Source organism: Mesorhizobium sp. B2-3-6, assembly GCF_006442305.1.
Classification (GTDB): Bacteria; Pseudomonadota; Alphaproteobacteria; order Rhizobiales; family Rhizobiaceae; genus Mesorhizobium.
Map to the genome: position 1 here is coordinate 96,197 of NZ_VFVW01000005.1, position 19,728 is coordinate 115,924.

At 64.3% G+C, this 19,728-nt stretch carries 15 protein-coding genes; 3 read left to right on the plus strand and 12 right to left on the minus strand.

Going from position 1 to position 19,728, the window contains the following annotated elements; genetic code table 11:
- Positions 1–25 precede the first annotated feature (25 nt).
- The 3 genes from FJ953_RS16480 to FJ953_RS16490 all read right to left on the minus strand — a co-directional run bounded on the left by FJ953_RS16480 (position 26) and on the right by FJ953_RS16490 (position 2,256).
- The gene (locus FJ953_RS16480; RefSeq protein ID WP_140496652.1) at positions 26–775 is read right to left on the minus strand and encodes an enoyl-CoA hydratase-related protein; all 750 of its coding nucleotides are present in this window, start codon (positions 773–775) and stop codon (positions 26–28) included.
- 14 nt (positions 776–789) lie between these two features.
- Positions 790–1,428 (minus strand): acyl-homoserine-lactone synthase, encoded by a 639-nt coding sequence (locus FJ953_RS16485; protein WP_140496654.1) that lies wholly within the window; start codon positions 1,426–1,428, stop codon positions 790–792.
- Positions 1,429–1,524: 96 nt separating this feature from the next.
- Entirely contained in the window at positions 1,525–2,256 is a 732-nt protein-coding gene (locus FJ953_RS16490; protein ID WP_140564989.1) for a LuxR family transcriptional regulator, read from the minus strand.
- A 256-nt stretch (positions 2,257–2,512) separates the two neighbouring features.
- On the opposite strand from FJ953_RS16490, the gene FJ953_RS16495 reads away from it, so the two are divergent.
- Complete coding sequence (locus FJ953_RS16495; RefSeq protein WP_140624805.1) at positions 2,513–3,364, plus strand: transporter substrate-binding domain-containing protein; 852 nt, start codon at positions 2,513–2,515, stop codon at positions 3,362–3,364.
- Between the two features lie 40 nt (positions 3,365–3,404).
- Here the strand turns inward: FJ953_RS16495 and FJ953_RS16500 are convergent, their stop codons facing one another.
- Positions 3,405–3,812 carry a tellurite resistance TerB family protein gene (locus tag FJ953_RS16500; RefSeq protein ID WP_140496659.1) on the minus strand — a complete coding sequence of 136 codons (408 nt, stop codon included), beginning with the start codon at positions 3,810–3,812 and terminating at the stop codon, positions 3,405–3,407.
- Positions 3,813–3,971: 159 nt separating this feature from the next.
- Here FJ953_RS16500 and FJ953_RS16505 point away from each other — a divergent pair, with 159 nt between their 5' ends.
- Positions 3,972–5,618, plus strand: coding sequence for a lysine--tRNA ligase (locus FJ953_RS16505; RefSeq protein WP_140624806.1), 1,647 nt, complete (start codon positions 3,972–3,974; stop codon positions 5,616–5,618).
- Here FJ953_RS16505 and FJ953_RS16510 read toward each other — a convergent pair.
- From FJ953_RS16510 to FJ953_RS16545, 8 genes are all read right to left on the minus strand, one after another.
- Positions 5,584–6,435: a thermonuclease family protein gene (locus FJ953_RS16510; protein ID WP_348640298.1), complete on the minus strand. Its 852-nt coding sequence runs from the start codon at positions 6,433–6,435 to the stop codon at positions 5,584–5,586. The two genes, FJ953_RS16505 and FJ953_RS16510, sit on opposite strands and share 35 nt — an antisense overlap.
- Before the next feature lie 11 nt (positions 6,436–6,446).
- Entirely contained in the window at positions 6,447–7,091 is a 645-nt protein-coding gene (locus FJ953_RS16515) for a helix-turn-helix transcriptional regulator (protein WP_140624807.1), read from the minus strand.
- A 123-nt stretch (positions 7,092–7,214) separates the two neighbouring features.
- A complete protein-coding gene (locus FJ953_RS16520) occupies positions 7,215–7,760 on the minus strand; it encodes a thioesterase family protein (protein WP_140624808.1) in 546 nt (181 codons plus the stop codon).
- A 64-nt stretch (positions 7,761–7,824) separates the two neighbouring features.
- Entirely contained in the window at positions 7,825–10,044 is a 2,220-nt protein-coding gene (locus FJ953_RS16525; protein ID WP_140624809.1) for a 3-hydroxyacyl-CoA dehydrogenase NAD-binding domain-containing protein, read from the minus strand.
- Positions 10,045–10,058: 14 nt separating this feature from the next.
- Positions 10,059–11,267, minus strand: coding sequence for an acetyl-CoA C-acetyltransferase (locus tag FJ953_RS16530; protein ID WP_140496671.1), 1,209 nt, complete (start codon positions 11,265–11,267; stop codon positions 10,059–10,061).
- A gap of 31 nt (positions 11,268–11,298) precedes the next feature.
- Complete coding sequence (locus FJ953_RS16535; protein WP_140624810.1) at positions 11,299–12,468, minus strand: acyl-CoA dehydrogenase family protein; 1,170 nt, start codon at positions 12,466–12,468, stop codon at positions 11,299–11,301.
- A 112-nt stretch (positions 12,469–12,580) separates the two neighbouring features.
- Positions 12,581–14,371 (minus strand): acyl-CoA dehydrogenase, encoded by a 1,791-nt coding sequence (locus FJ953_RS16540; protein WP_140624811.1) that lies wholly within the window; start codon positions 14,369–14,371, stop codon positions 12,581–12,583.
- A 262-nt stretch (positions 14,372–14,633) separates the two neighbouring features.
- Positions 14,634–15,095 carry a MerR family DNA-binding transcriptional regulator gene (locus tag FJ953_RS16545; RefSeq protein WP_140497287.1) on the minus strand — a complete coding sequence of 154 codons (462 nt, stop codon included), beginning with the start codon at positions 15,093–15,095 and terminating at the stop codon, positions 14,634–14,636.
- Between the two features lie 446 nt (positions 15,096–15,541).
- Between FJ953_RS16545 and FJ953_RS16550 the strand changes: the two genes are divergently transcribed.
- A complete protein-coding gene (locus FJ953_RS16550) occupies positions 15,542–19,546 on the plus strand; it encodes a peptidoglycan-binding protein (protein WP_140624812.1) in 4,005 nt (1,334 codons plus the stop codon).
- Positions 19,547–19,728: the final 182 nt, after the last annotated feature.

A 19,728-nucleotide genomic window follows, 5' to 3' on the forward strand; every position in this document is an offset into this window, starting at 1 on the left:
TGGCGCAACGCCTTCGGCGCGACGCTCAGGCCGCCAACCGGGCAATCCGCTGCAGCCGCCGCAACGTGGTGTCGTCCTGCAGCGCCTGCTGGAACAACGAAATCTCCTGATCGATGCGTTCGCAAAGTTCCGCGGGGTTCCCCTTGAGCAGGCCGCGCGTCTGCAGCAGCGCGGCGACCGGCTTCCTGGCGAGCTGCCTTGCCCGGCCGAGGGTTGCCTCCTCGACGCTGCCTTCGGAGACAATCTCGGCGACCAGGCCGAGCGCCCTGGCGTCGTCGGCGCGCAGCGTGTCGCCGAGGCAGAAAAAGCGGAAGGCGCCGGCGTAGCCGAGCTTCTGCGGCGCCAGGATGCTGGTCGCGGCATCCGGCACCAGGCCGAAATCGACGAACGGCACCCGGAACGTGCTTTCGGCGGACGCGATCACCATGTCGCAATGGAACAGGATGGTGCAGCCAACGCCGACCGCATCGCCGTCGACACAGGCCAGTATGGGTTTGGGGAACGTCGCCAGCGTGCGGAACATGTCGGTGACGGCGGCGATCAGCTTCTGGTGCTTGGTAGCGTCGAGAAATTCGGAAAAATCGCCGCCGAGGCAGAAGCAGCCCGCCAGACCGCGCAGCACGACGACACGCACATCGTCATTGTCGGCGGCTTCGTGGAACGTCCTTGCCAGGCTTTCATAGGCCCTTCTGTCGAGCACCGGCCGGCCGTCGGTCGACGATACGGTGACGATCAGCGTGTGGTTGCGCAGTTCGGGTTGCGGGTGCGCGTTCATGGCCGTTTCCGATCTCATGACGCCCGCCTTTGCCCGAACATATCGGGATATCCCCTGGCCAGAACGGGAGCGTGGTGATTGCGGCGCGAACGCACCACATCCAGCGTGTGCTCATTGAAGGTGAGCAGCGTCGCGACGACCTGCTGGTTGCCATAGGTGCGCTGATAGCCCAGCGGCGTGGCCAGGAAATGCAGCTGCAGCGCGCGCAGCACCCACATCGGCTCGAACTCGATGATCACCTTGTCGACGCCGCGCTTCAGCCCCCACTCGACGAAGCCGGCAATGAGCTCGGTACCGACGGTCGAAACGCCTCGGCGGCCGTCGCGAAAGCCGGGTGCCACTGCATAGCGGGTCAGTTCCCAGATGTTCGGACCCGACGGCGGCGTTCCCACGGAAAGATCGGCCAGCACCTCGGTCAAGAGATGTGGCCGCGTGGTCGGCAACATCCTCTGATAGCCCGCGACCTCGTTGCCTCTGATGACGATCTGATGCACCGCTTCGTCATGATCGAACTGGTCGATCTCGAAGCCATCGGGGCGCCGCAGGTCCTCCCACCCCATTTCCTCGACAAAAATCCTGTAGCGCAGCCGATGCACGGCCTCCCACAGATCGGGATGTTCCATCAGTTCTTTTGTTGTAAGGGAAAAAATCATTTTGCCGTCTCCTGTTCAAGAGGAAGATACGGCCGTGCCCTCGCAAGAAAATTACGCGATCACGTAGGCAGGAATTTCTAGGCCGACCCGGCCGACCTAACTAATATAGCCGCGCCTTATCGCTTCAGCGACTGCCTGTACGCGGTTGACGGCGCCGAGTTTGCTTTTGGCGTTAAGGAGGTGTTTCTCCGACGTGTGTTCGGAGATGCCGAGGATTTGCGAAATCTCCCATTCGGACTTGCCGACGGCGGCCCATTGCAGGCATTCGCGTTCGCGCGGTGTCAGCTCTACGCTATCGATGGTCTTGCTGGCCTTCGTGTGAAGCTGCATGGCGCGGCCCACCGCATAGGTCGACACCAGCGACACCAGGCCGAACTCGGCGGCGGACAGTTCCACGGCCTCGCCACCCAGTGACACCATGACGATCTGGCCGTCGAGCGTGATCAGCGGGAAGGCCAGCCCGTCGCGCAGCTTGAACACGACGGCGTCGCCCATCACTTCGCCGCTGCTTCTGTCGATGCTAACGCCCTGGGCCGCTTCCCGCCACTGGAACGGCGCCTGCAACTGTTTCATGTGACTGACGATCGGGTCGTGATCGACATAGTTGCGCGCCACGTACCGCTCCAGCCATTCGACAGGCCAGTCGCAAAGCAGCACATGCTGCTTTTGCTGGCCGGTCGGCGTGCCCGGTTGCGGCACAGTGCCCGCCATCAGAGCGGTCAGGCCAAAATCCGACGTTATGCCCAACAGCCTCTCACAAACCGCAGCCGCCGTTCCGGCATGCTGCAGGTGATCTATGTATTCCAGCGTGCGATCGAACTGACCCATCGCAACATCAAACCCCATGTTGCCTCGTTGAAATCGATGATCCGTGCCTTGTTGGCACTTCGCCACCGACCAGGGATTGCAAAGCGTTGCCTTGTGGTTGTGGTTCTCGACCCTGGTCCCCCACCAGGGCAGCCACCGCTGTTTGCAAACCTGCTAAAGCATATCCTGAAATCGACGCGTTGAAATCAAAAAGCATTGTGCCTGTACTATTTTCGTACCAGAACCGATGCGAACACAGGTGCGGTGGAAGTTTATCATGGCGTTCCAGCGGAGGTCTCTCGTCCTTGCGTCGATGCTGATCGCGTCGCTGGCGTCGGGGGAGGGCGCGCGCGCGGCCGAGCCGCAGGTGCCGGTGCTGTGGGATGCCAAGGAGCGGCTGCCGAAACCGGATCTCTCCGCACTGCCGCGGCTGCGGTTCCTGACCACAACCGATTTCCCGCCCTTCAACTTCCTGGACGGCGCGGGAAAGCTGTCCGGTTTCCACATCGACCTGGCGCGCGCCATCTGCGCCGAGCTCGGCATCGTCGACAAATGTCAGATCCAGGCATTGCCCTGGGCCGAGCTCGAAGGAGCGCTTGAGAAAGGCGAAGGCGAAGCGATCATCGCCGGCATCGCCGCGACGCCGCAGTCACGCCAGACATACGCCTTCTCGCGGTCCTACCTGCAATTTCCGGCGCGCTTCATCATGCCGAAGGGCGAGGCGCTGACCGAGCCGCTGTTCGCCAAGCTGCGCGGCAAGCGTGTCGGCGTGATATCAGGCTCGGCGCATGAGCGCATGCTGCGCGATTATTTCAACACCGTTCAGGTCGTCACCTTCGACAGGCCGGAAGACCTCTACGCCAACCTCAAGGCCGGCAAGATCGATGCCGCCTTCGGCGACGGCATGCGTTTCGCCTTTTGGCTGGGCGGTTCGGATGCGGCCGGCTGCTGCCGCTTTGCCGGCGGACCTTATCTGGCGCCGGAATATCTGGGTTCGGGCATGGCCATCGCCGCCCGATCCGATGACCCGGCGCTGGCCGCCGCTCTCGACTACGCGCTGCAGGAGATTTCGCTGAAAGGCACGTTCGCCGAGTTCTACCTGCGCTATTTCCCGGTCAGTTTCTTCTGATCCGGTCCCGGTCAGTTTCTTCCGGGTTGAGTGTCGCCGCTCAGGTCAGCGTACGCAGGCGCGCCTTGGCCGCACGGGCGATCGCCGCGACGGTCAGCGTGTCGAGATCGAGCTTGAGGCGAATGAGTTGGAGCACCCGCACCTCCTCCATCCGCATTTCGAGATCGACGGCCGCGACCTCGAAGGCGGCCGCATAGGCGGTGTCGCGCAGGCGCTCCGGCAGGGCCTCGGCCACGCTTGCCAGGACACCCTCCAGCCCGCCCTTTTCATGCAGCTTCTTCTGGCAGGCCTGGGCGACGCCAACCAGGCGGTCGTGGTCGAAATCCTCGAACACCGGCCATGAGCGGACGACCTCGCCGATCCGCGCCAGCTCGACATCCGTCATGTCGCGGTCGGAGGCGGAGGTGATGACCATCAGGTAGATCAGCGCTTCATGCGGGGTCGGCATTCAACAACTCCTCGATACGGGCTGCGAAGGTAGGAACGCGTTCCCTGCGCTGCAAGGAAAAAGCGCCGCGCTCGTTGACGCTCCGGTCAGGCGCGCATAGAGACCGGTTGAAAATCCTCACTTGCGGCTTTGCCGGCGTCTAATTTGGAAAACAGTGACATGGCGGGATCAAACATCATCGATCTCAATCCCGAAGTGCTGACGGCGGCGGCCGAAAGCAAGGCGTGGCCGTTCGAGGAAGCCCGCAAGATCATTGAGCGCTACAAGGGCCGCGAACTCCCGCAAACGGTGCTGTTCGAAACCGGATATGGCCCGTCCGGCCTGCCGCATATCGGCACGTTCGGCGAGGTGGCGCGCACGTCGATGGTGCGGCATGCCTTCCGCGTCATCACGCAGGACAAGGTCGCCACCAAGCTGCTGTGCTTTTCCGACGACATGGACGGCATGCGCAAGATACCCGACAGCGTGCCGGATCGCGCGGCGCTGGAGCCGCACCTGCACAAGCCGCTGTCTTCGGTGCCCAACCCTTTCGGCGGCGATTATGCGAGTTTCGCCGACCACAACAACGCGATGCTCTGCCGCTTCCTCGACACGTTCGGCTTCGACTACGAGTTCGCCAGCGCGACGCAGTACTACAAGACCGGCCGCTTCGACGCGATGCTGTTGCGCGCGGCCGAACGCTACGACCAGATCATGGCGGTGATGCTGCCGACGCTGGGAGAGGAGCGGCAGGCGACCTACAGCCCGTTCCTGCCGATCTCGCCGAAGAGCGGCCGCGTGCTCTACGTTCCCATGAAGCATGTCGATGCCAGGGCGGGCACCATCACCTTCGACGATGACGGTACCGAGACCACGCTGCCGGTTACCAGCGGCAAGGTGAAGCTGCAGTGGAAGCCCGATTTCGGCATGCGCTGGGCGGCCCTTGGCGTCGATTTCGAGATGTTCGGCAAGGACCATCAGACCAATGCGGTGGTCTATGACCGCATCTGCAACATCCTGGGGGGGCACGCGCCGGAGCATTTCGTCTACGAGCTGTTCCTGGATGAGAACGGCCAGAAGATCTCCAAATCCAAGGGCAATGGGCTGACCATCGACGAATGGCTGACTTACGCGCCGACGGAGAGCCTGGGCCTCTATATGTACCAGCGGCCGCGGCAGGCCAAGAAGCTCTATTTCGACGTCATCCCGCGGGCCGTGGACGAATATTACGCCTTCCTTGCAGCCTATCGGAGGCAGGACTGGAAGGAACGGCTGGGCAACCCGGTCTGGCACATGCACGACGGCAATCCGCCCGCCATCGATATGCCCGTGCCGTTCTCGCTGCTGCTCAACCTGGTCAGCGCCTCCAATGCGCAGAATAAGGACGTGCTGTGGGGCTTCATCTCGCGCCATGTGCGGGGCGTGACGCCGGCGACCCACCCTGAGCTCGACAGGCTGACGGGTTATGCGATCCGCTATTTCGACGATTTCGTGAAGCCGACGAAGACCTTCCGCGCGCCCGACGACGTCGAGCGGGAGGCGCTGGAAGCGTTGGATCAGGCGCTCGGCGCCCTGCCGGCGGGCTCGGACGGCGAGGCGATCCAGAACGCCGCGCTCAACGTCGCCCGCAAGGTGGAACGCTATCAGGATCATTCCAAGAAGAGCCCCGAAGGTGGTCCGGGCGTTTCGGGCGCCTTCTTCCAGATGATCTACCAGGTGCTGATCGGGCAGGAGCGCGGACCGCGCTTCGGCTCGTTCGCGGCACTCTACGGCATCGCCGAGACGCGCGGGCTCATTCAGAAGGCGTTGGCTGGTCAGCTGGCTTGAGAATGCCGCCGACCTCTTCCAAGATCGAGCCCGGCGCTTGCGGCGCCGGGGCGCGCGCGGCCGGCATCGAAGGCACGCCTGAAAGGCTTGGCGCCGATCCGAAAATGCCTTTCCTTTCGCTGCGCGCTTTTTCCCCGACTTCGACGTAAGGGCCGCCTTTGGCGGCGCGCGCCCAGCCGTTCTCGACCAGCCATCGGCCGACATCCTGCTTGCCGATCCGGCAGTCGGCGGCGATCAGGTCGCGGCCGCCTTCCGGCGGCACGGCGCAGACCACCGCCCGGCCGCGCAGGAAGGCGCGGAACGCCGTGCGCGCGCGGACGCCGCAGGGCCAGGATTTACCGTCCGAGGTGCAGGTCTCGTCCTGCCCGACAATGTCGACGCCGGAAACCGCGACAGAATAGCCCTTCGCCTCGATCAGTCCGGCGGCGGGCGCGACCGGCTGGAACAGCTTCGTCCCTTTCCAGTCGTCCGGCATTTTCGGCTTGGGCGGCATGGCCAGCGCCAGCTTGCTCAACGGCGCGCGCGGCTCCACCCGCTCCAGCTCCTTGCTGGGAAGCTCCGGCGGCGCCACGACTTGGGGATCGATCGCACGCGAGTGCGGGCTAGCGGCGGGGGGCGGCGGAGCGGCAATGGCCGATGTGGCCGGCTCCTCCGGCACGCCGTCGGTGCCTGGCTGAGAGACCGTATCGGCGCTCGGATCGATCTGTTCCACCGCGACGGCAGCTTCGCCGCTCTTCAGCGCGCGGCCGCCGGCGACTACCAGCGCGGCCATTCCAGGGACCATCAGAACCGCAAGGACAAGATGAGGAAGCCGCACCAGCCCGCACCCTATTGGCTTGCCCAGACGATCCGCGCCACCCATTCAACCTCGCGCATGGGAATGTCGCGGTCCGGATGATCGGGATTGAGCGAAACCAGTGCGATCGACCTGGCGGTCTGGCGATCGAGCACCTTGGCCATCACCTCGCCGCCCGTCGTCTTGACGACGACGCGATCGCCCTTGCGGATGAGGGCTGCCGGCTCGACGATGAGCACGTCGCCATTGCGGTAGAGCGGCAGCATTGAATCGCCTTGCACCTGAAGCGCATAGGAACTCTCGGTCGATTGCGCCGGCAGTTCCACCAGATCCCAGCCTTGACCGGCCGGGAAGCCGGCATCGTCGAAAAACCCGCCGGCGCCGGCCTGGGCAAAGCCGAGCAGCGGAACGGCACGCCTGCGGGCGGGCATCGCGCCGTGGCCGGCCCGACCTTCTATCAGCCCGGTGAATTCGTCGAGCGAAGCGCCCGTCGCCTCGATGATCTTGGCCAGCGATTCGGTCGAGGGCCAGCGTGGCCTGCCGTCCGACGACAGTCGCTTCGACTTGTTGAAGGCAGTCGAATCAAGGCCGGCCCGCTTCGCCAAGCCGGAAGCCGAGAGCGAATACCGCTCGGCCAGAGCGTCGATGGCGGCCCAAACACGGTCATGCGAGAGCAATTCCGCTCTCCTTGCAAAAAGGAAAAAATGCCTTTCCTTTCTAGTCTTCGAATGAAGGTTTGTCCACCGGCTGTGGCATCGCATCACATCTTCCTGCTGGCCGCGCCAATTCCGGTTCCCGGGTCAACCGATCCGCTTGGCCTGCTCGCGGAGGTTCCGGTGCGAGGCCATGAACGCCCGCTCGGCTTCGCTGGGCGGACGCGGCTGGGCGGAGCGGCCAAGCGCGGCGACGACCTCGTCAATATCGAGAAAGCGCCGGGCGGCGCGGTCGTAGACGCCGGCTGTCGTCATGATCAATGCGGCGGTCTCGCCATTGTCGAGGACGAAACGGTGCTTGCCGATGACCTGGCTGCCTTCCCAGGTCTCGATCGAAGACACCACTTCGAAACGCCGCCACAGTTTGATCTCACGCACATAGGCCGATTGCAGCCCGCCGATCATCGGCGCCCAGCCATTCGTTCTCGCCAGAGTGATGAGGCCGGCGCGGATGAAGATATCGATGCGGCCAAGGTCCGCCAGCATCATATAGCGGGCATTGTTGAGATGGCGGTTGAAATCGATGTCCGTCGGCAGGCAGCGAAAGGCCAACCGGCTTTCATCACCCATCTGGTAGGAGCCACGGCTGCCCGCCGTGGCCATCATACGCGCAAGGCGCCCCCAGACATACATTACGGCGCGGCGCGTCTTTTCGGACGCGCAAGGGACGCCGCGGCACCTTTGATTCCGACCACGCTCAGGCCGCCTGCTTCACGTCGCCCTTCGCGTAGGGGTCGAAGCGCTGGTAGAAAGTCTCGCCCTTTTCGGCCATGTCGAGCAGCAGCCTGGGCACCTTGAACTCGGCGCCGTATTTCTTCTGCAAGCCCTTTGCGATCTTGACGAACTGCCCGGCGCCGATGCCGTCGATGTAGGACAGCGCGCCGCCCGTATAGGGCGCGAAGCCGAAGGCCAGGATCGAGCCGACATCGGCCTCGCGCGGATCGGTGACGATGCCCTCCTCCATCACCCGAGCCGCTTCCAACGCGATGGTGACCAGCAGGCGCTGCTGCAATTCCGCATAGTCGACCTTCTCCGGCTTGAGCTGCGGATAGAACTCCCTAAGGCCCGGCCACAGCTTCTTCTTGGCCGGCTTGGCCGGATAGTCATAGAAGCCCTTGCCGTTCTTGCGGCCGAAGCGGCCGTGGTCGTCGACCATGGTGTTGATCAGCGCCATCTGCTTCGGGTCGACCGCCTTGTCGCCGAGATCCCTGATGGTCTGCTTCATGATCTTCTGGGCGAGGTCGATGGCCGTCTCGTCGGTCAGCGCCAGCGGGCCGACCGGCATGCCGGCGGCCTTGGCGGCGTTCTCGATCATCGGCGCCGGAACGCCCTCGATCAACATCTTGTAGGCTTCCGACATATAGCGCAGGACGCAGCGGTTGACGTAGAAACCGCGCGTATCGTTGACGACGATCGGCGTTTTCTTGATGGCGCGCACGAAGTCGATCGCGGTGGCCAGCGCCTTGTCACCGGTCTTCTTGCCAAGGATGATTTCGACCAGCATCATCCTGTCGACGGGCGAGAAGAAATGGATGCCGATGAAATTCTTCGGCCGCGCCGAATTCTTGGCCAGGGCGGTGATCGGAATGGTCGAGGTGTTCGACGCCAAGACCGCCGACGACTTCAGCACCGCTTCCGCCTGTTCGGTGGCGCTTTTCTTCACCGCGGAATCCTCGAACACCGCCTCGACCACGAGATCGCAGCCGGCAAGGTCGGCATAGTCCGATGTCGGCGTGATCAGCGACAGGAGCCTGTCCTTGTCCTCAGGCTTGGCACGGCCCTTCTTCACCTGATCCGAGATCAGGCCATCCGAATGGGCCTTGCCCTTCTCGGCGGACTCCATGTCGCGGTCGAGCAGCACCACCGGAATGCCGGCTTTGGCCGTGACATAGGCGATACCGGCGCCCATGAAGCCGGCGCCGAGAATACCGATCTTCTTGAACCTGGTTTCCGGCACGCCGGCCGGGCGGCGCGCGCCCTTGTTGAGTTCTTGCAACGACACGAACAGCGAGCGGATCATCGCCGCCGCTTCCTTGGTCTGCATGATCTCCGTGAAATAGCGCTGTTCGATCCTGAGCGCGGTGTCGAACGGCACCAACAGGCCCTCATAGACGCATTTCAGGATCGCCGCGGCGGCCGGATAATTGCCATAGGTCTCGCGGCGCAGGATGGCGATGGCCGGGGGCCACAGATTGGCGCCCGCCGCCGAATAGACCGGACCGCCGGGCAACTTGAATCCCTTCTCGTCCCACGGCGCTACCGGCTTGAGGCCGTTCCTGATCATGGCCTTCGCAGTCTCGACCAGCTTGGCCGGCTCGGCGATCTCGTGGATCAGGCCCATCGACTTCGCCTTCTGCGGCGACAGGTTCTGGCCGGAGGTCAGCATTTGCAGCGCCTGCTGCTGGTCGGTGAGACGCGGCACCCGCTGGGTGCCGCCGGCGCCCGGGAAAATACCGATCTTCACCTCGGGGAGCGCCATCTTCACCTTGTCGGAATCGGCGGCGACGCGGCCATGGCAGGCCAGCGACATTTCGAAGGCACCGCCCATGCAGGTGCCGTTGATTGCTGAAACCCACGGCTTGCCCGATGTTTCCAGCTTTCGGAACAGGCCGGTCATGATGCCGGCGTTTTCGAACAGCGCCCTGGTGGCCTTTTCGAGATCCTTGCCCTTTTCAGTCGCGAAGGTCGTCAGCATCTTCTGGAGCATGGTGATGTCGGCGCCGCCTGAGAACGTATCCTTGCCGGAGGTGATGACCGCGCCCTTGATGGCGGCGTCGCCCGCCACCTTGTCGACAATGGCGTTCAGCTCGCGCATCACCTTCTCGGTGAGGACGTTCATCGAGCGGTCCGGCATGTTCCAGGTGACCAGCGCAATGCCGTCGGCGTCGATGTCGAGGGTGAAATTGGTGTAGCTCATCGTTTCTCTCCCCGTCAGACGCGTTCGATGATGGTTGCGGTGCCCATGCCGGCGCCGATGCACAGCGTCACCAGCGCGGTGTTGAGATCGCGGCGCTCGAGCTCGTCCAGCACGGTGCCGAAGATCATCGCGCCGGTGGCGCCCAGCGGATGGCCCATGGCGATGGCGCCGCCATTGACGTTGATCCTGTCGTGCTCGATATCGAAGGCCTGCATGTAGCGCAGCACCACGGAGGCGAAGGCCTCGTTGAGCTCGAACAGATCGATGTCCGACAGCTTCATCTTGGCGCGCTTCAACAGCTTCTCGGTGACGTCAACGGGGCCGGTCAACATCAGCACCGGCTCGGAGCCGATGTTGGCGAAGGCGCGGATGCGCGCGCGCGGTTTCAGGCCCATGGCCTTGCCGGCCCTCTTCGAACCGAGCAGCACGGCCGCCGCGCCATCGACGATGCCCGACGAATTGCCGGCATGGTGGACGTGATTGACCTCCTCCACTTCCGGATGCTTCTGCACCGCGACGGCGTCGAAGCCGCCCATTTCGCCGGGCGTGACGAAGGAGGGATTGAGCGAGGCCAGCGACTGCATGTCGGTCGATGGGCGCATATGCTCGTCATGGTCGAGGATGGTGAGGCCATTCTGATCCTTGATCGGAATCACCGAATTCTTGAAGCGGCCATCGGCCCAGGATTTTGCCGCGCGCTTCTGGCTCTCGACGGCGTAGGCGTCGACATCGTCCCGGCTGAAGCCGTATTTTGTGGCGATCAGGTCGGCCGAAATACCTTGCGGCACGAACCAGCCGGGCAGGCCGACCGAAGGGTCCATGAACCAGGCGCCACCCGAGGCGCCCATGCCGACGCGCGACATCGATTCGACACCGCCGGCAATGACGATCTCATCGGCGCCCTGGGCTATCTTGGCGGCGCCGAAATTGATGGCGTCGAGGCCGGAGGCGCAGAAGCGCGAGATCTGCATGCCGGGCGCCGAGGTCGCGTAGCCGGCCTCGAAGGCCGCGGCGCGCGGAATGACCGACCCCGCCTCGCCGACCGGGTCGACACAACCGAAGATGATGTCGTCGACAGTTGCAGTGTCGAGCCCGTTGCGGTCGCGCAGCGCCTCCAGCGTCCTGGCGGCGAGCCGCACTGCCGGCACTTCGTGCAGCGAGCCATCCTTCTTGCCCCTGCCGCGCGGCGTGCGAACGGCGTCATAGACGTAAGCTTCGGCCATTTTCCTGCTCCTTGGGTTTGCCGACCGATGCTCAGAGCGAGCGGCCGATCAGCAATTTCATGATCTCGTTGGTGCCGCCATAGATGCGCTGGACGCGGGCGTCGCGGAACATGCGGGCGATCGGATATTCATTCATGTAGCCATAGCCGCCATGCAGTTGAAGGCATTCGTCGACGACTTTGCCCTGCAGGTCGGAAAGCCAGTACTTGGCCATCGACGCCGTCACCGGATCGAGACCGCCATCGATGTGGCGCGCCACGCAATCATTGTAGAAGACGCGGCCGATCGTGGCCTCGGTCTTCAGTTCGGCCAGCTTGAACTGGGTGTTCTGGAAATCGATGACCGCCTTGCCGAACGCCTTGCGCTCCTTGACGTATTCGATGGTCAGCGCCAGCGCGCGCTCGACCATGGCAATCGCGCCGGTGCCGATCTGCAAACGCTCCTGCGGCAATTGCTGCATCAGCTGGACGAAGCCCTGCCCTTCCTCGTGGCCGAGCAGATTGGAGGTCGGCACACGCACATCGTTGAAGAACAGTTCCGAGGTGTCGTTGGCCTTCAGGCCGATCTTGTCGAGGTTGCGGCCACGCTCGAAGCCGTCGACCTCATCGGTCTCGACGACGACCAGCGAGGTGCCCTTGGCGCCCTTGTCCGGATCGGTCTTGGTGACGACGATGATGAAATTGGCAAGCTGGCCATTGGTGATGAAGGTCTTGGAGCCATTGATCTTGTATTGGTTGCCGTCCCTCTCGGCCCGCGTCTTGACGCCTTGCAGGTCGGAGCCGGCGCCGGGCTCCGTCATGGCGATGGCGCCGATCAGTTCGCCGGTGGCGAGCTTCGGCAGCCATTTCTTCTTTTGCTCCTCCGAGCCGTAGTGGAGGATGTAGGGGGCGACGATGGAATTGTGCAGGCCGATGCCGAAGCCATCGACGCCGACATGGCCGATGGCTTCGATGATGGCGCTCTCATGGGCGAAGGTGCCGCCCGATCCGCCATATTCCTCCGGCATGGAGGCGCAGAGCAGGCCGGCGGCACCGGCCTTCAGCCAGCTCTCGCGGTCGACCATTTCGTTCTTCTCAAACTCGTCGTAACGCGGCGCGATCTCTTCGGACATGAAGCGGTGCGCCATGTCGTAGAGCATGCCGACCTCGTCCGCCGCCCAGGCGGGCTTCGGCAGGCCAAGGATTTCGGCTGGGTTGGTCATGCGATGATCTTCCTCCCAAGGTCTGCCATCGAAATTGAGATCCGCGCACTGTCGCGGCGCCCCCTCCCGGCCCCTCTGGACCGCCCTCCCCTCAAAGGGAGAGGGACCATTTCTAGAACGCTTCCGCCGGCAGTGCCATCAACGTATCGGCGCCACTGGAGATGCGGGCGAGACGCGTCGCGGTTTCCGGCATGATCCGCTCCATGAAGAAGCGCGCCGTCACCAGCTTGTTGTCGTAGAAGGACGACGCGCCGTTGGCGCCCGGCTTGCCTTGGGCGGCCCTGGCCATCTGCGCCCACATATAGCCGAGCGCCACGAGGCCGAAGAGATGCATGTAGTCGGTCGAGGCGGCGCCGGCATTGTCGGGCTTGGCCATGCCGTTCTGCAGCAGCCACATGGTCGCCGTCTGAAGATCGTTGAGGCTCTTCTTCAATGCCTTGGTGAAGGGGGCCATCTTCTCGTCGGCGCGGTTCTCTTCGCAGAATTCGCCGACTTCCTTGAAGAAGGCCTGCACCGCGCGGCCGCCGTTCAGACCCAGCTTGCGGCCGACGAGGTCGAGCGCCTGGATGCCGTTGGCGCCTTCATAGATCATGGCGATGCGGGCATCGCGCACGAACTGGCTCATGCCGTGCTCTTCGATGTAGCCATGGCCGCCGAACACCTGCTGCGCCATCACGGCGTGATCGAAGCCCTTGTCGGTGAGCACGCCCTTCACCACCGGCGTCATCAGCCCTGTGTAGTCGTCGGCCGCCTGGCGGTCCTTGTCGTCGGCGGAGCGATGGGCGATGTCCGACTTGATCGCCGTCCACAGCGCCAGCGCGCGGCCGGCCTCGTTGAAGGCTCTCATGGTCATCAGGCTGCGGCGGATGTCGGGATGGACGATGATAGGATCGGCCTTCTTGTCCGGCGCCTTCGGCCCCGACAGCGAGCGGCCCTGCAAGCGGTCCTTGGCGTAGGCGACGGCGTTCTGGTAGGCAATCTCGGACAGCGAAAGCCCCTGCAGGCCGACGCCGAGCCGCGCCTCGTTCATCATCGTGAACATCGCCTTGAGACCGCCATTGGCCTCGCCCAGCAGCGTGCCTTGCGCCTCGTCATAATTCATGACGCAGGTCGAATTGCCGTGGATGCCCATCTTTTCCTCGATCGAACCGCAGGAGACGGTGTTCCTCTCATCGGGATTGCCAGAAGCATCGAGCTTGAGCTTCGGCACGATGAACAGCGAGATGCCCTTCACCCCTTCGGGCGCCCCCTCGATGCGGGCCAGCACCAGGTGGACGATGTTGTCCGCCATGTCGTGCTCGCCGGCCGAGATGAATATCTTCTGGCCCGAGATCTTGTAAGTGCCGTCGCCATTCGGCACGGCCTTGGTGCGCAGCAGGCCCAGATCGGTACCGCAATGCGGCTCGGTCAGGTTCATGGTGCCGGTCCAGGCGCCCTCGACCATCTTCGGCAGCCATTTGGCTTTCTGCTCGTCGGTGCCATGGGTGATGATCGCCGCGATCGCGCCCTGCGTCAGGCCCGGATACATCATCAGCGACATATTGGCCGACACCATATACTCGGCCACGGCGGTATGCACGGCATAGGGCAGGCCTTGGCCGCCGAACTCGACGGGCGCCGCCAGCCCCATCCAGCCGCCCTCGCGATACTGATCGAAGGCTTCCTTGAAGCCCTTCGGCGTCGTCACCGAGCCATCGTCATGGCGCACACAGCCTTCCATGTCGCCGACACGGTTGAGCGGATGCATGACGTTTTCCGCGAGCTTGGCGCCCTCGGCGAGGATCGCCTCCAGCACGTCGGGCGTTGCATCAGAAAAGCCGGGGAGATTGGAATGGCGCTGGTAGCCCAGCACCTCGTTGAGCACGAACAGCGTATCCTGCACCGGCGCCCTGTAGATCGGCATGCTCTTCTCCACCCTGCGGACCTGATCCGAAACCCCCGAATTCATGTCAGGCGGCATGCGGACCCGTGTTCAGCGGGAGATAACAAAAATTGACGTTTGCGTAAACGTCAATTCAGCCGATGCGACAAAATTTCTCCTGCACCGCAGCAAACCGCACGCGATGCAGTACATGTGTTGGAACCCTCAATGACAAAAGCCGCGTGGCGCTCGCCACACGGCTTTTTTCGATCATGGATGTTGCGCCGCAAGGCGGCGGCCCAAATCAGCCGGCGACGCTCGCCTGCGGCGCCGAGCGCTCGACCAGCATCTGCCGGACGGCAGCCATGGAGGTGCTCAACTCGCTGATGGCGTCATCGATGAGCGTGCGCTGCTTCTGGAGGCGGGCAAGCTGCTTCTCCGACTTGTCCAATGCCAGCCGCAACTGCTTGGTGTTGGAGCCGGTGGGATCATAGAGATCCATCATCTGCTTGACGTCGCGCAACGAGAACCCGACCTTGCGGCCGAGCAGGATCAGTTTCAGCCGAACCCTGTCGCGGCGCGTGTAGAGGCGGGTTGAACCGTCGCGCTGCGGGTTGAGCAGGCCCTTGTCTTCGTAGAAACGCAGCGTGCGCAGCGTCACGCCATATTTCTTGGCCATTTCGCCGATGCGGACGAGGTCCTCGCCCGAGTCGACGGATATAGTGTTGGTATTGGCCGCGGTCTCGCCGGCCGAGATAAGCTTCATGGTCACTGGCTTTCCCCGTCTGTGGCGTCGCGGTCCTGGACCAAGCGATGCCTGACTGAAAGCGGGGGCGTGCTTCCAGCCGTGGTTTCGACAAACAAATCGCAAACAGCACGCTTGATGCGCCTTTTACGTTTACGTCAATTCTATACCGATAGCCCTCTCATGACGCAAGGGCGTTGTGCGGGCGGCGCTTTATGCCGCAGCGGCCGGTTCACCGCGAACTTCGTCGCAACTTCTTAAGCTTGGTTAACGCGTTGTTTACCACGTTGGGCGAATTGTGCGCATGTCGGCTACCCGTGTTTATCCTGTATCGAATTTTTCACGGTTTTTCGGAGCGCGGGTGAACCCCGGGAAGCTTGTCTTCCACCGTGGTGCGGCCGCCTTCGTTCCGGCGAGGATTTGGGGAGCTGGTCGCAAACCGGCCAATCTGAAAGACGGACGCACCGATGAACAGCAAGCGGTCCTACCTCGATACACTCAACGCCGGCAGGCAGCGCAGGCCTCAGACCACGCTCGAGCAGTTGAACCGCTCGCTGGAGACGCTGGAACAGCGGCTAGAGAGGACGCGCGAGGATACGATGGCACGTCCCGATCCCCGCCAATATGGCGCCGAACCGCGCTATCCCGCAGCACAGCCTTCGGCTCAGCCGCGCTGGTACCAGGATCCGCAGCCCGCGCCGCATCCGCAGGCGCCGATGCCGGCGCCGGCCGTCGGCCAGAACTACCAGAACCTTGCCCGCGATATCGACCGCATCCGCGGTCAGGAAGACAGCGTTGCCATGGTCGGCAAGATAGCCGGCGAGCTGCGCGGCATGCGCGAGGAATTGCGCCACCAGATGACTGCCGGGCTGCAGAGCGAATTCGAGGCGCTGCGCAAGGACATCGACCGCGCCCTGCTGGCAAACGCCAAGTCAGGCGCTTCGGGCAAGGGCAGCGCCGAACTTGGCCTCGAATTCGAGCGGCTTTCCGGCGCCATCAAGACGCTGTCGGAAAAAAGCGACGACAGAAGCGTCAACATGCTGCGGCTCGAACTCGAACAGGTCAAAGCCGCGCTCGACACGCTGGCGCGCGAGGAGAGCGTGCAGAAGGTCGACCGCCGCTGGGACGATTTCGATCGTCGCTGGACAGCCTTCGAGGACCGCGTCGACGCCGACCAGCGCAACCGCTCACCGGACCCCGCCATTTCGGGCCTGACCGATCGGCTGGAGCAGATCAGCAACGCCGTCAACAACCTGCCGGAATCGCTATCCCTGCGCTCGCTGGAGGAAAAGGTCCGCACGCTGGCCAGCGCCGTGGATCATTTCGCCAGCCAGCAGGACAATCGCGGCGGCAGCACGCTGGCCATGATCGACGAGCGGCTGGACGAGATCTCCCGCGCCATCGTCGCCTCGACCGTCGCGGCACAGGCCAATACGCTCGACCATGAAGCCTTCGAGCGCATCGAGAAACGGATCGATTCGCTCGCCCGGCAGATCGAGGAAGTGGCGCAGGACCACCCCGGCAACGCCGTCGTCGACCGGCTGAACACGCTGTCGAGCCGGGTCGACGAACTCGCCGGCCGCGCCGCCCTGCCCGAGCAGGCGATGGAACGGCTGGCCAAGCAGATCGCGCTCATCGCCGACAAGATCGACCGGGCGCCGGCCATGCCCGACGCCGACTATATCTTCCACGGGCTTGAGCAACGCTTCGACGTGCTGTCGTCGATGATGGAACGGCGCCAGGGCGACGCCATCGAACAGGGCAACATGCTGTTCCGCGATCTTGAGCGCCGACTGGACGAGGTTGCCGACCGGCTCGACCGGCGCATGCCGCAAGTCGACGGCGCCGGCATCATGGAAGCCATCGATGCCCGCTTCACGGCGCTCGCCAAGCGCATGGAAACACGCATTCCCGACCCCGCCGGCGAAGCCGCGATCCGTGGCCTGGAAAGCCGGCTCGAAGACATTTCGAGCCGCCTGGACTCGTCCGCCGCGCAAGTCGCCGGCATCGATCCGGCGCTGATCCGCAGCCTGGAGGCGCAAGTCGCCAGCCTGTCCGCCCACCTGTCCAGGCCCAGCGCACCGCTGCCGGAGTTCGAGGACATCAGCCCACGCCTCAATGAAATCGAGAAGGCGCTGGCGGGAACGCGCGACTCCATCCTTGGCGCGGCGCGCGAGGCGGCCGAGAACGCGGTGCGCTCGCTGGCCGGCTCGGGCGCCGACACGTCGGCGGTTTCCGGCCTTGCCCAGGACCTGAAGACGCTCGAGACGCTGACACGCCGTTCCGACGAGCGTAACTCGAGAACGTTCGAGGCCATCCACGACACGCTGCTCAAGATCGTCGACAGGCTGGGTTCGCTGGAACCAGGCGAACCGTCCGAGGCGATGAGCGAGCTCCTGGACGCACGCCCGGATGAAGCGATCGGCAAGCGCCGTGGGCGAGCCGGCAAGATGGCCGTGGACGCTCCGTCGATGGATATCGACGAGCCCATGCCGCTGACAGGGGACATGGCCGATCTCGACGGCCGCGCCGCCGCGATCATGCGCAGCCAGCCCGCTTCGCCACGCGGGCCGGGTGCGCGCTCGCCCGCGGAGGCGGCGGCCGCCGCCGCCATGGCCGCGCTTGGTTCCGATCCGATCGCCGGGAAGGGCGAGCCGGCAAGCCGCCGCAAATCGATGTTGGGCGGCCTGGCGCGCGCCTTCAAGGGCAAGAAGGAAGCAGACGTTCCGCCGCTGGCGGGCTCGATGCCGGGTCCGGAAATCCCGAGCGTCGACCTCGACGAGCCGCTCGACCCGAAAATGGCCAATCGGCCACTGGAGCCCGGCTCCGGCGCGCCCGACCTCAACGCCATCATGAAGCGCGTGCGCGACGAGCGCGGGCAACCGGCGAAGCTCAGCGACAGCGATGCCGCAAAATCGGACTTCATCGCGGCTGCCCGCCGCGCGGCGCAGGCCGCCGCCGCCGAGGCCGACGCCTTGAAGCGCCAGTCGACGATGAAGGGACCGGTGAAGGCGCTCAGGATCGGCGACCTGCTCAAGGCGCGGCGCAAGCCGATTCTGATGGCGGCCGCTGCGATCATGCTGGCGCTTGCCGGCCTGCAGCTTGGCAAGGCGTTCCTCGCCGATCCCGCCCAGGTGGCAAGCAATGATGCGCCGGCCGTTGCCTCGCAACCGCTGGAAACCGCATTCGTCGACGCTGCGAGCCCGCCCAGGCCGAAAACCCAGTTGGCGGCAGCGAACAGCGAACCGGCCCGTGAGGTCAGGCAGGCCGAGCCCTCCGCTCCGGCGGTCAAGGACGACATGGTGGCGCAGACCGCGCTCGCCATGCCGTCGGACGGCGATGGGCCGACGAACGCTGGCCCGACGGCGGAGCGGGCTCCGACGGCGATGGCTCCCGTCATGCCTGCCGGCGCGGGTGCGGCAGGCTCCGACGCGATGGCTTCGGCAGAACCCATTTCCGCCGGTCCAGCGGCTCCTTCTTCTCCGGCACCTTCCGCTGCTGCCGGCGGAACGCAAACGACGGACAGCGGTATCCAACCGACAGTGGCTGCACCGGCCATGCCCAATGACAGCACCGGCGCCGTCGTGCCCGCCGGCGCTCCCGCGGCCCCGGCCAAATTCGACATTCCCGCCGATGCAGGCCCGGTCGCCCTGCGCGACGCCGCAGCCACCGGCGACGCCAAGGCGCTGTTCGAGATCGGCTCGCGCTATTCCGAGGCGCGCGGCGTCAAGGAAGACATGGCGGCCGCGGCCAAATGGTATGAAAAGTCCGCGGAACTCGGCTTCGCTCCGGCCGAGTATCGCATCGGCAATTTCTACGAGAAGGGCATCGGCGTCCCGCGCGACATCAAGAAGTCGAAGACCTGGTACCAGCTCGCCGCCGAGCAGGGCAACGCCAGCGCAATGCACAATCTGGCAGTGCTGTTCGCCATGGCCGCGGACGGCGTGACCGACAATGAATCGGCCGCGCACTGGTTCCAGGAGGCCGCCGATCTCGGCGTGAAGGACAGCCAGTTCAATCTCGGCATCCTCGCCGCCAAGGGCGTCGGCATGAAGCAGAACCTGGAGGAGTCCTACAAATGGTTCGCGCTCGTCGCCAAGACCGGCGACAAGGACGCTGCCGCCAAGCGCGACGAGATCGCCAACGCGCTGCGTCCCGAGCAACTCGAGCGCGCCCGCGCCGCCACCGAATTGTGGAAGGCCAAGCCGCTCGATCAGGCCGCCAATTCGGCCGACATTCCCGAATCCTGGCAAGATGGCACACCGCAGACCACGGCCAGCATCGATATGAAGAAGGCGGTCAAGAATATCCAACTTATCCTCAACAAGAACGGCTACGACGCCGGCGGCGCCGACGGCGTCATGGGCGCGAAGACCAAGAATGCGATCGTCGCGTTCCAGACTGACAACAAGCTGCCCGCGACCGGTGCGGTCGACGAAAAGCTGGTCAAGGCGTTGCTGGCGCGCAAATAGCGGCAGGAGCGTCGTATCCGCGACGCCCCTGCCACACATTTGCCTGTTAACTGCTTGAGATGTTTTTTGTTTCGGCGCGGCGGCGGGGTTTGACCCTGCCGCCGCTTCGGCGCAAGGAAAAATTGGCTTTTCGGTGCGATACTATCCGCAACGGCGGTATTCGCCGACTGGCAAACTGATCG

Bases quoted from the DNA above. Each gene is read 5' to 3' on its own strand.
- FJ953_RS16495 (WP_140624805.1), top strand. From the start codon at position 2,513: ATGGCGTTCCAGCGGAGGTCTCTCGTCCTTGCGTCGATGCTGATCGCG.
- FJ953_RS16540 (WP_140624811.1), bottom strand. From the start codon at position 14,371: ATGCCGATCTACAGGGCGCCGGTGCAGGATACGCTGTTCGTGCTCAAC.
- FJ953_RS16505 (WP_140624806.1), top strand. From the start codon at position 3,972: ATGGCGGGATCAAACATCATCGATCTCAATCCCGAAGTGCTGACGGCG.
- FJ953_RS16535 (WP_140624810.1), bottom strand. From the start codon at position 12,468: ATGACCAACCCAGCCGAAATCCTTGGCCTGCCGAAGCCCGCCTGGGCG.
- FJ953_RS16480 (WP_140496652.1), bottom strand. From the start codon at position 775: ATGAACGCGCACCCGCAACCCGAACTGCGCAACCACACGCTGATCGTC.
- FJ953_RS16550 (WP_140624812.1), top strand. From the start codon at position 15,542: ATGAACAGCAAGCGGTCCTACCTCGATACACTCAACGCCGGCAGGCAG.
- FJ953_RS16525 (WP_140624809.1), bottom strand. From the start codon at position 10,044: ATGAGCTACACCAATTTCACCCTCGACATCGACGCCGACGGCATTGCG.
- FJ953_RS16545 (WP_140497287.1), bottom strand. From the start codon at position 15,095: ATGAAGCTTATCTCGGCCGGCGAGACCGCGGCCAATACCAACACTATA.
- FJ953_RS16530 (WP_140496671.1), bottom strand. From the start codon at position 11,267: ATGGCCGAAGCTTACGTCTATGACGCCGTTCGCACGCCGCGCGGCAGG.
- FJ953_RS16500 (WP_140496659.1), bottom strand. From the start codon at position 3,812: ATGCCGACCCCGCATGAAGCGCTGATCTACCTGATGGTCATCACCTCC.
- FJ953_RS16485 (WP_140496654.1), bottom strand. From the start codon at position 1,428: ATGATTTTTTCCCTTACAACAAAAGAACTGATGGAACATCCCGATCTG.
- FJ953_RS16490 (WP_140564989.1), bottom strand. From the start codon at position 2,256: ATGGGTCAGTTCGATCGCACGCTGGAATACATAGATCACCTGCAGCAT.
- FJ953_RS16520 (WP_140624808.1), bottom strand. From the start codon at position 7,760: ATGTATGTCTGGGGGCGCCTTGCGCGTATGATGGCCACGGCGGGCAGC.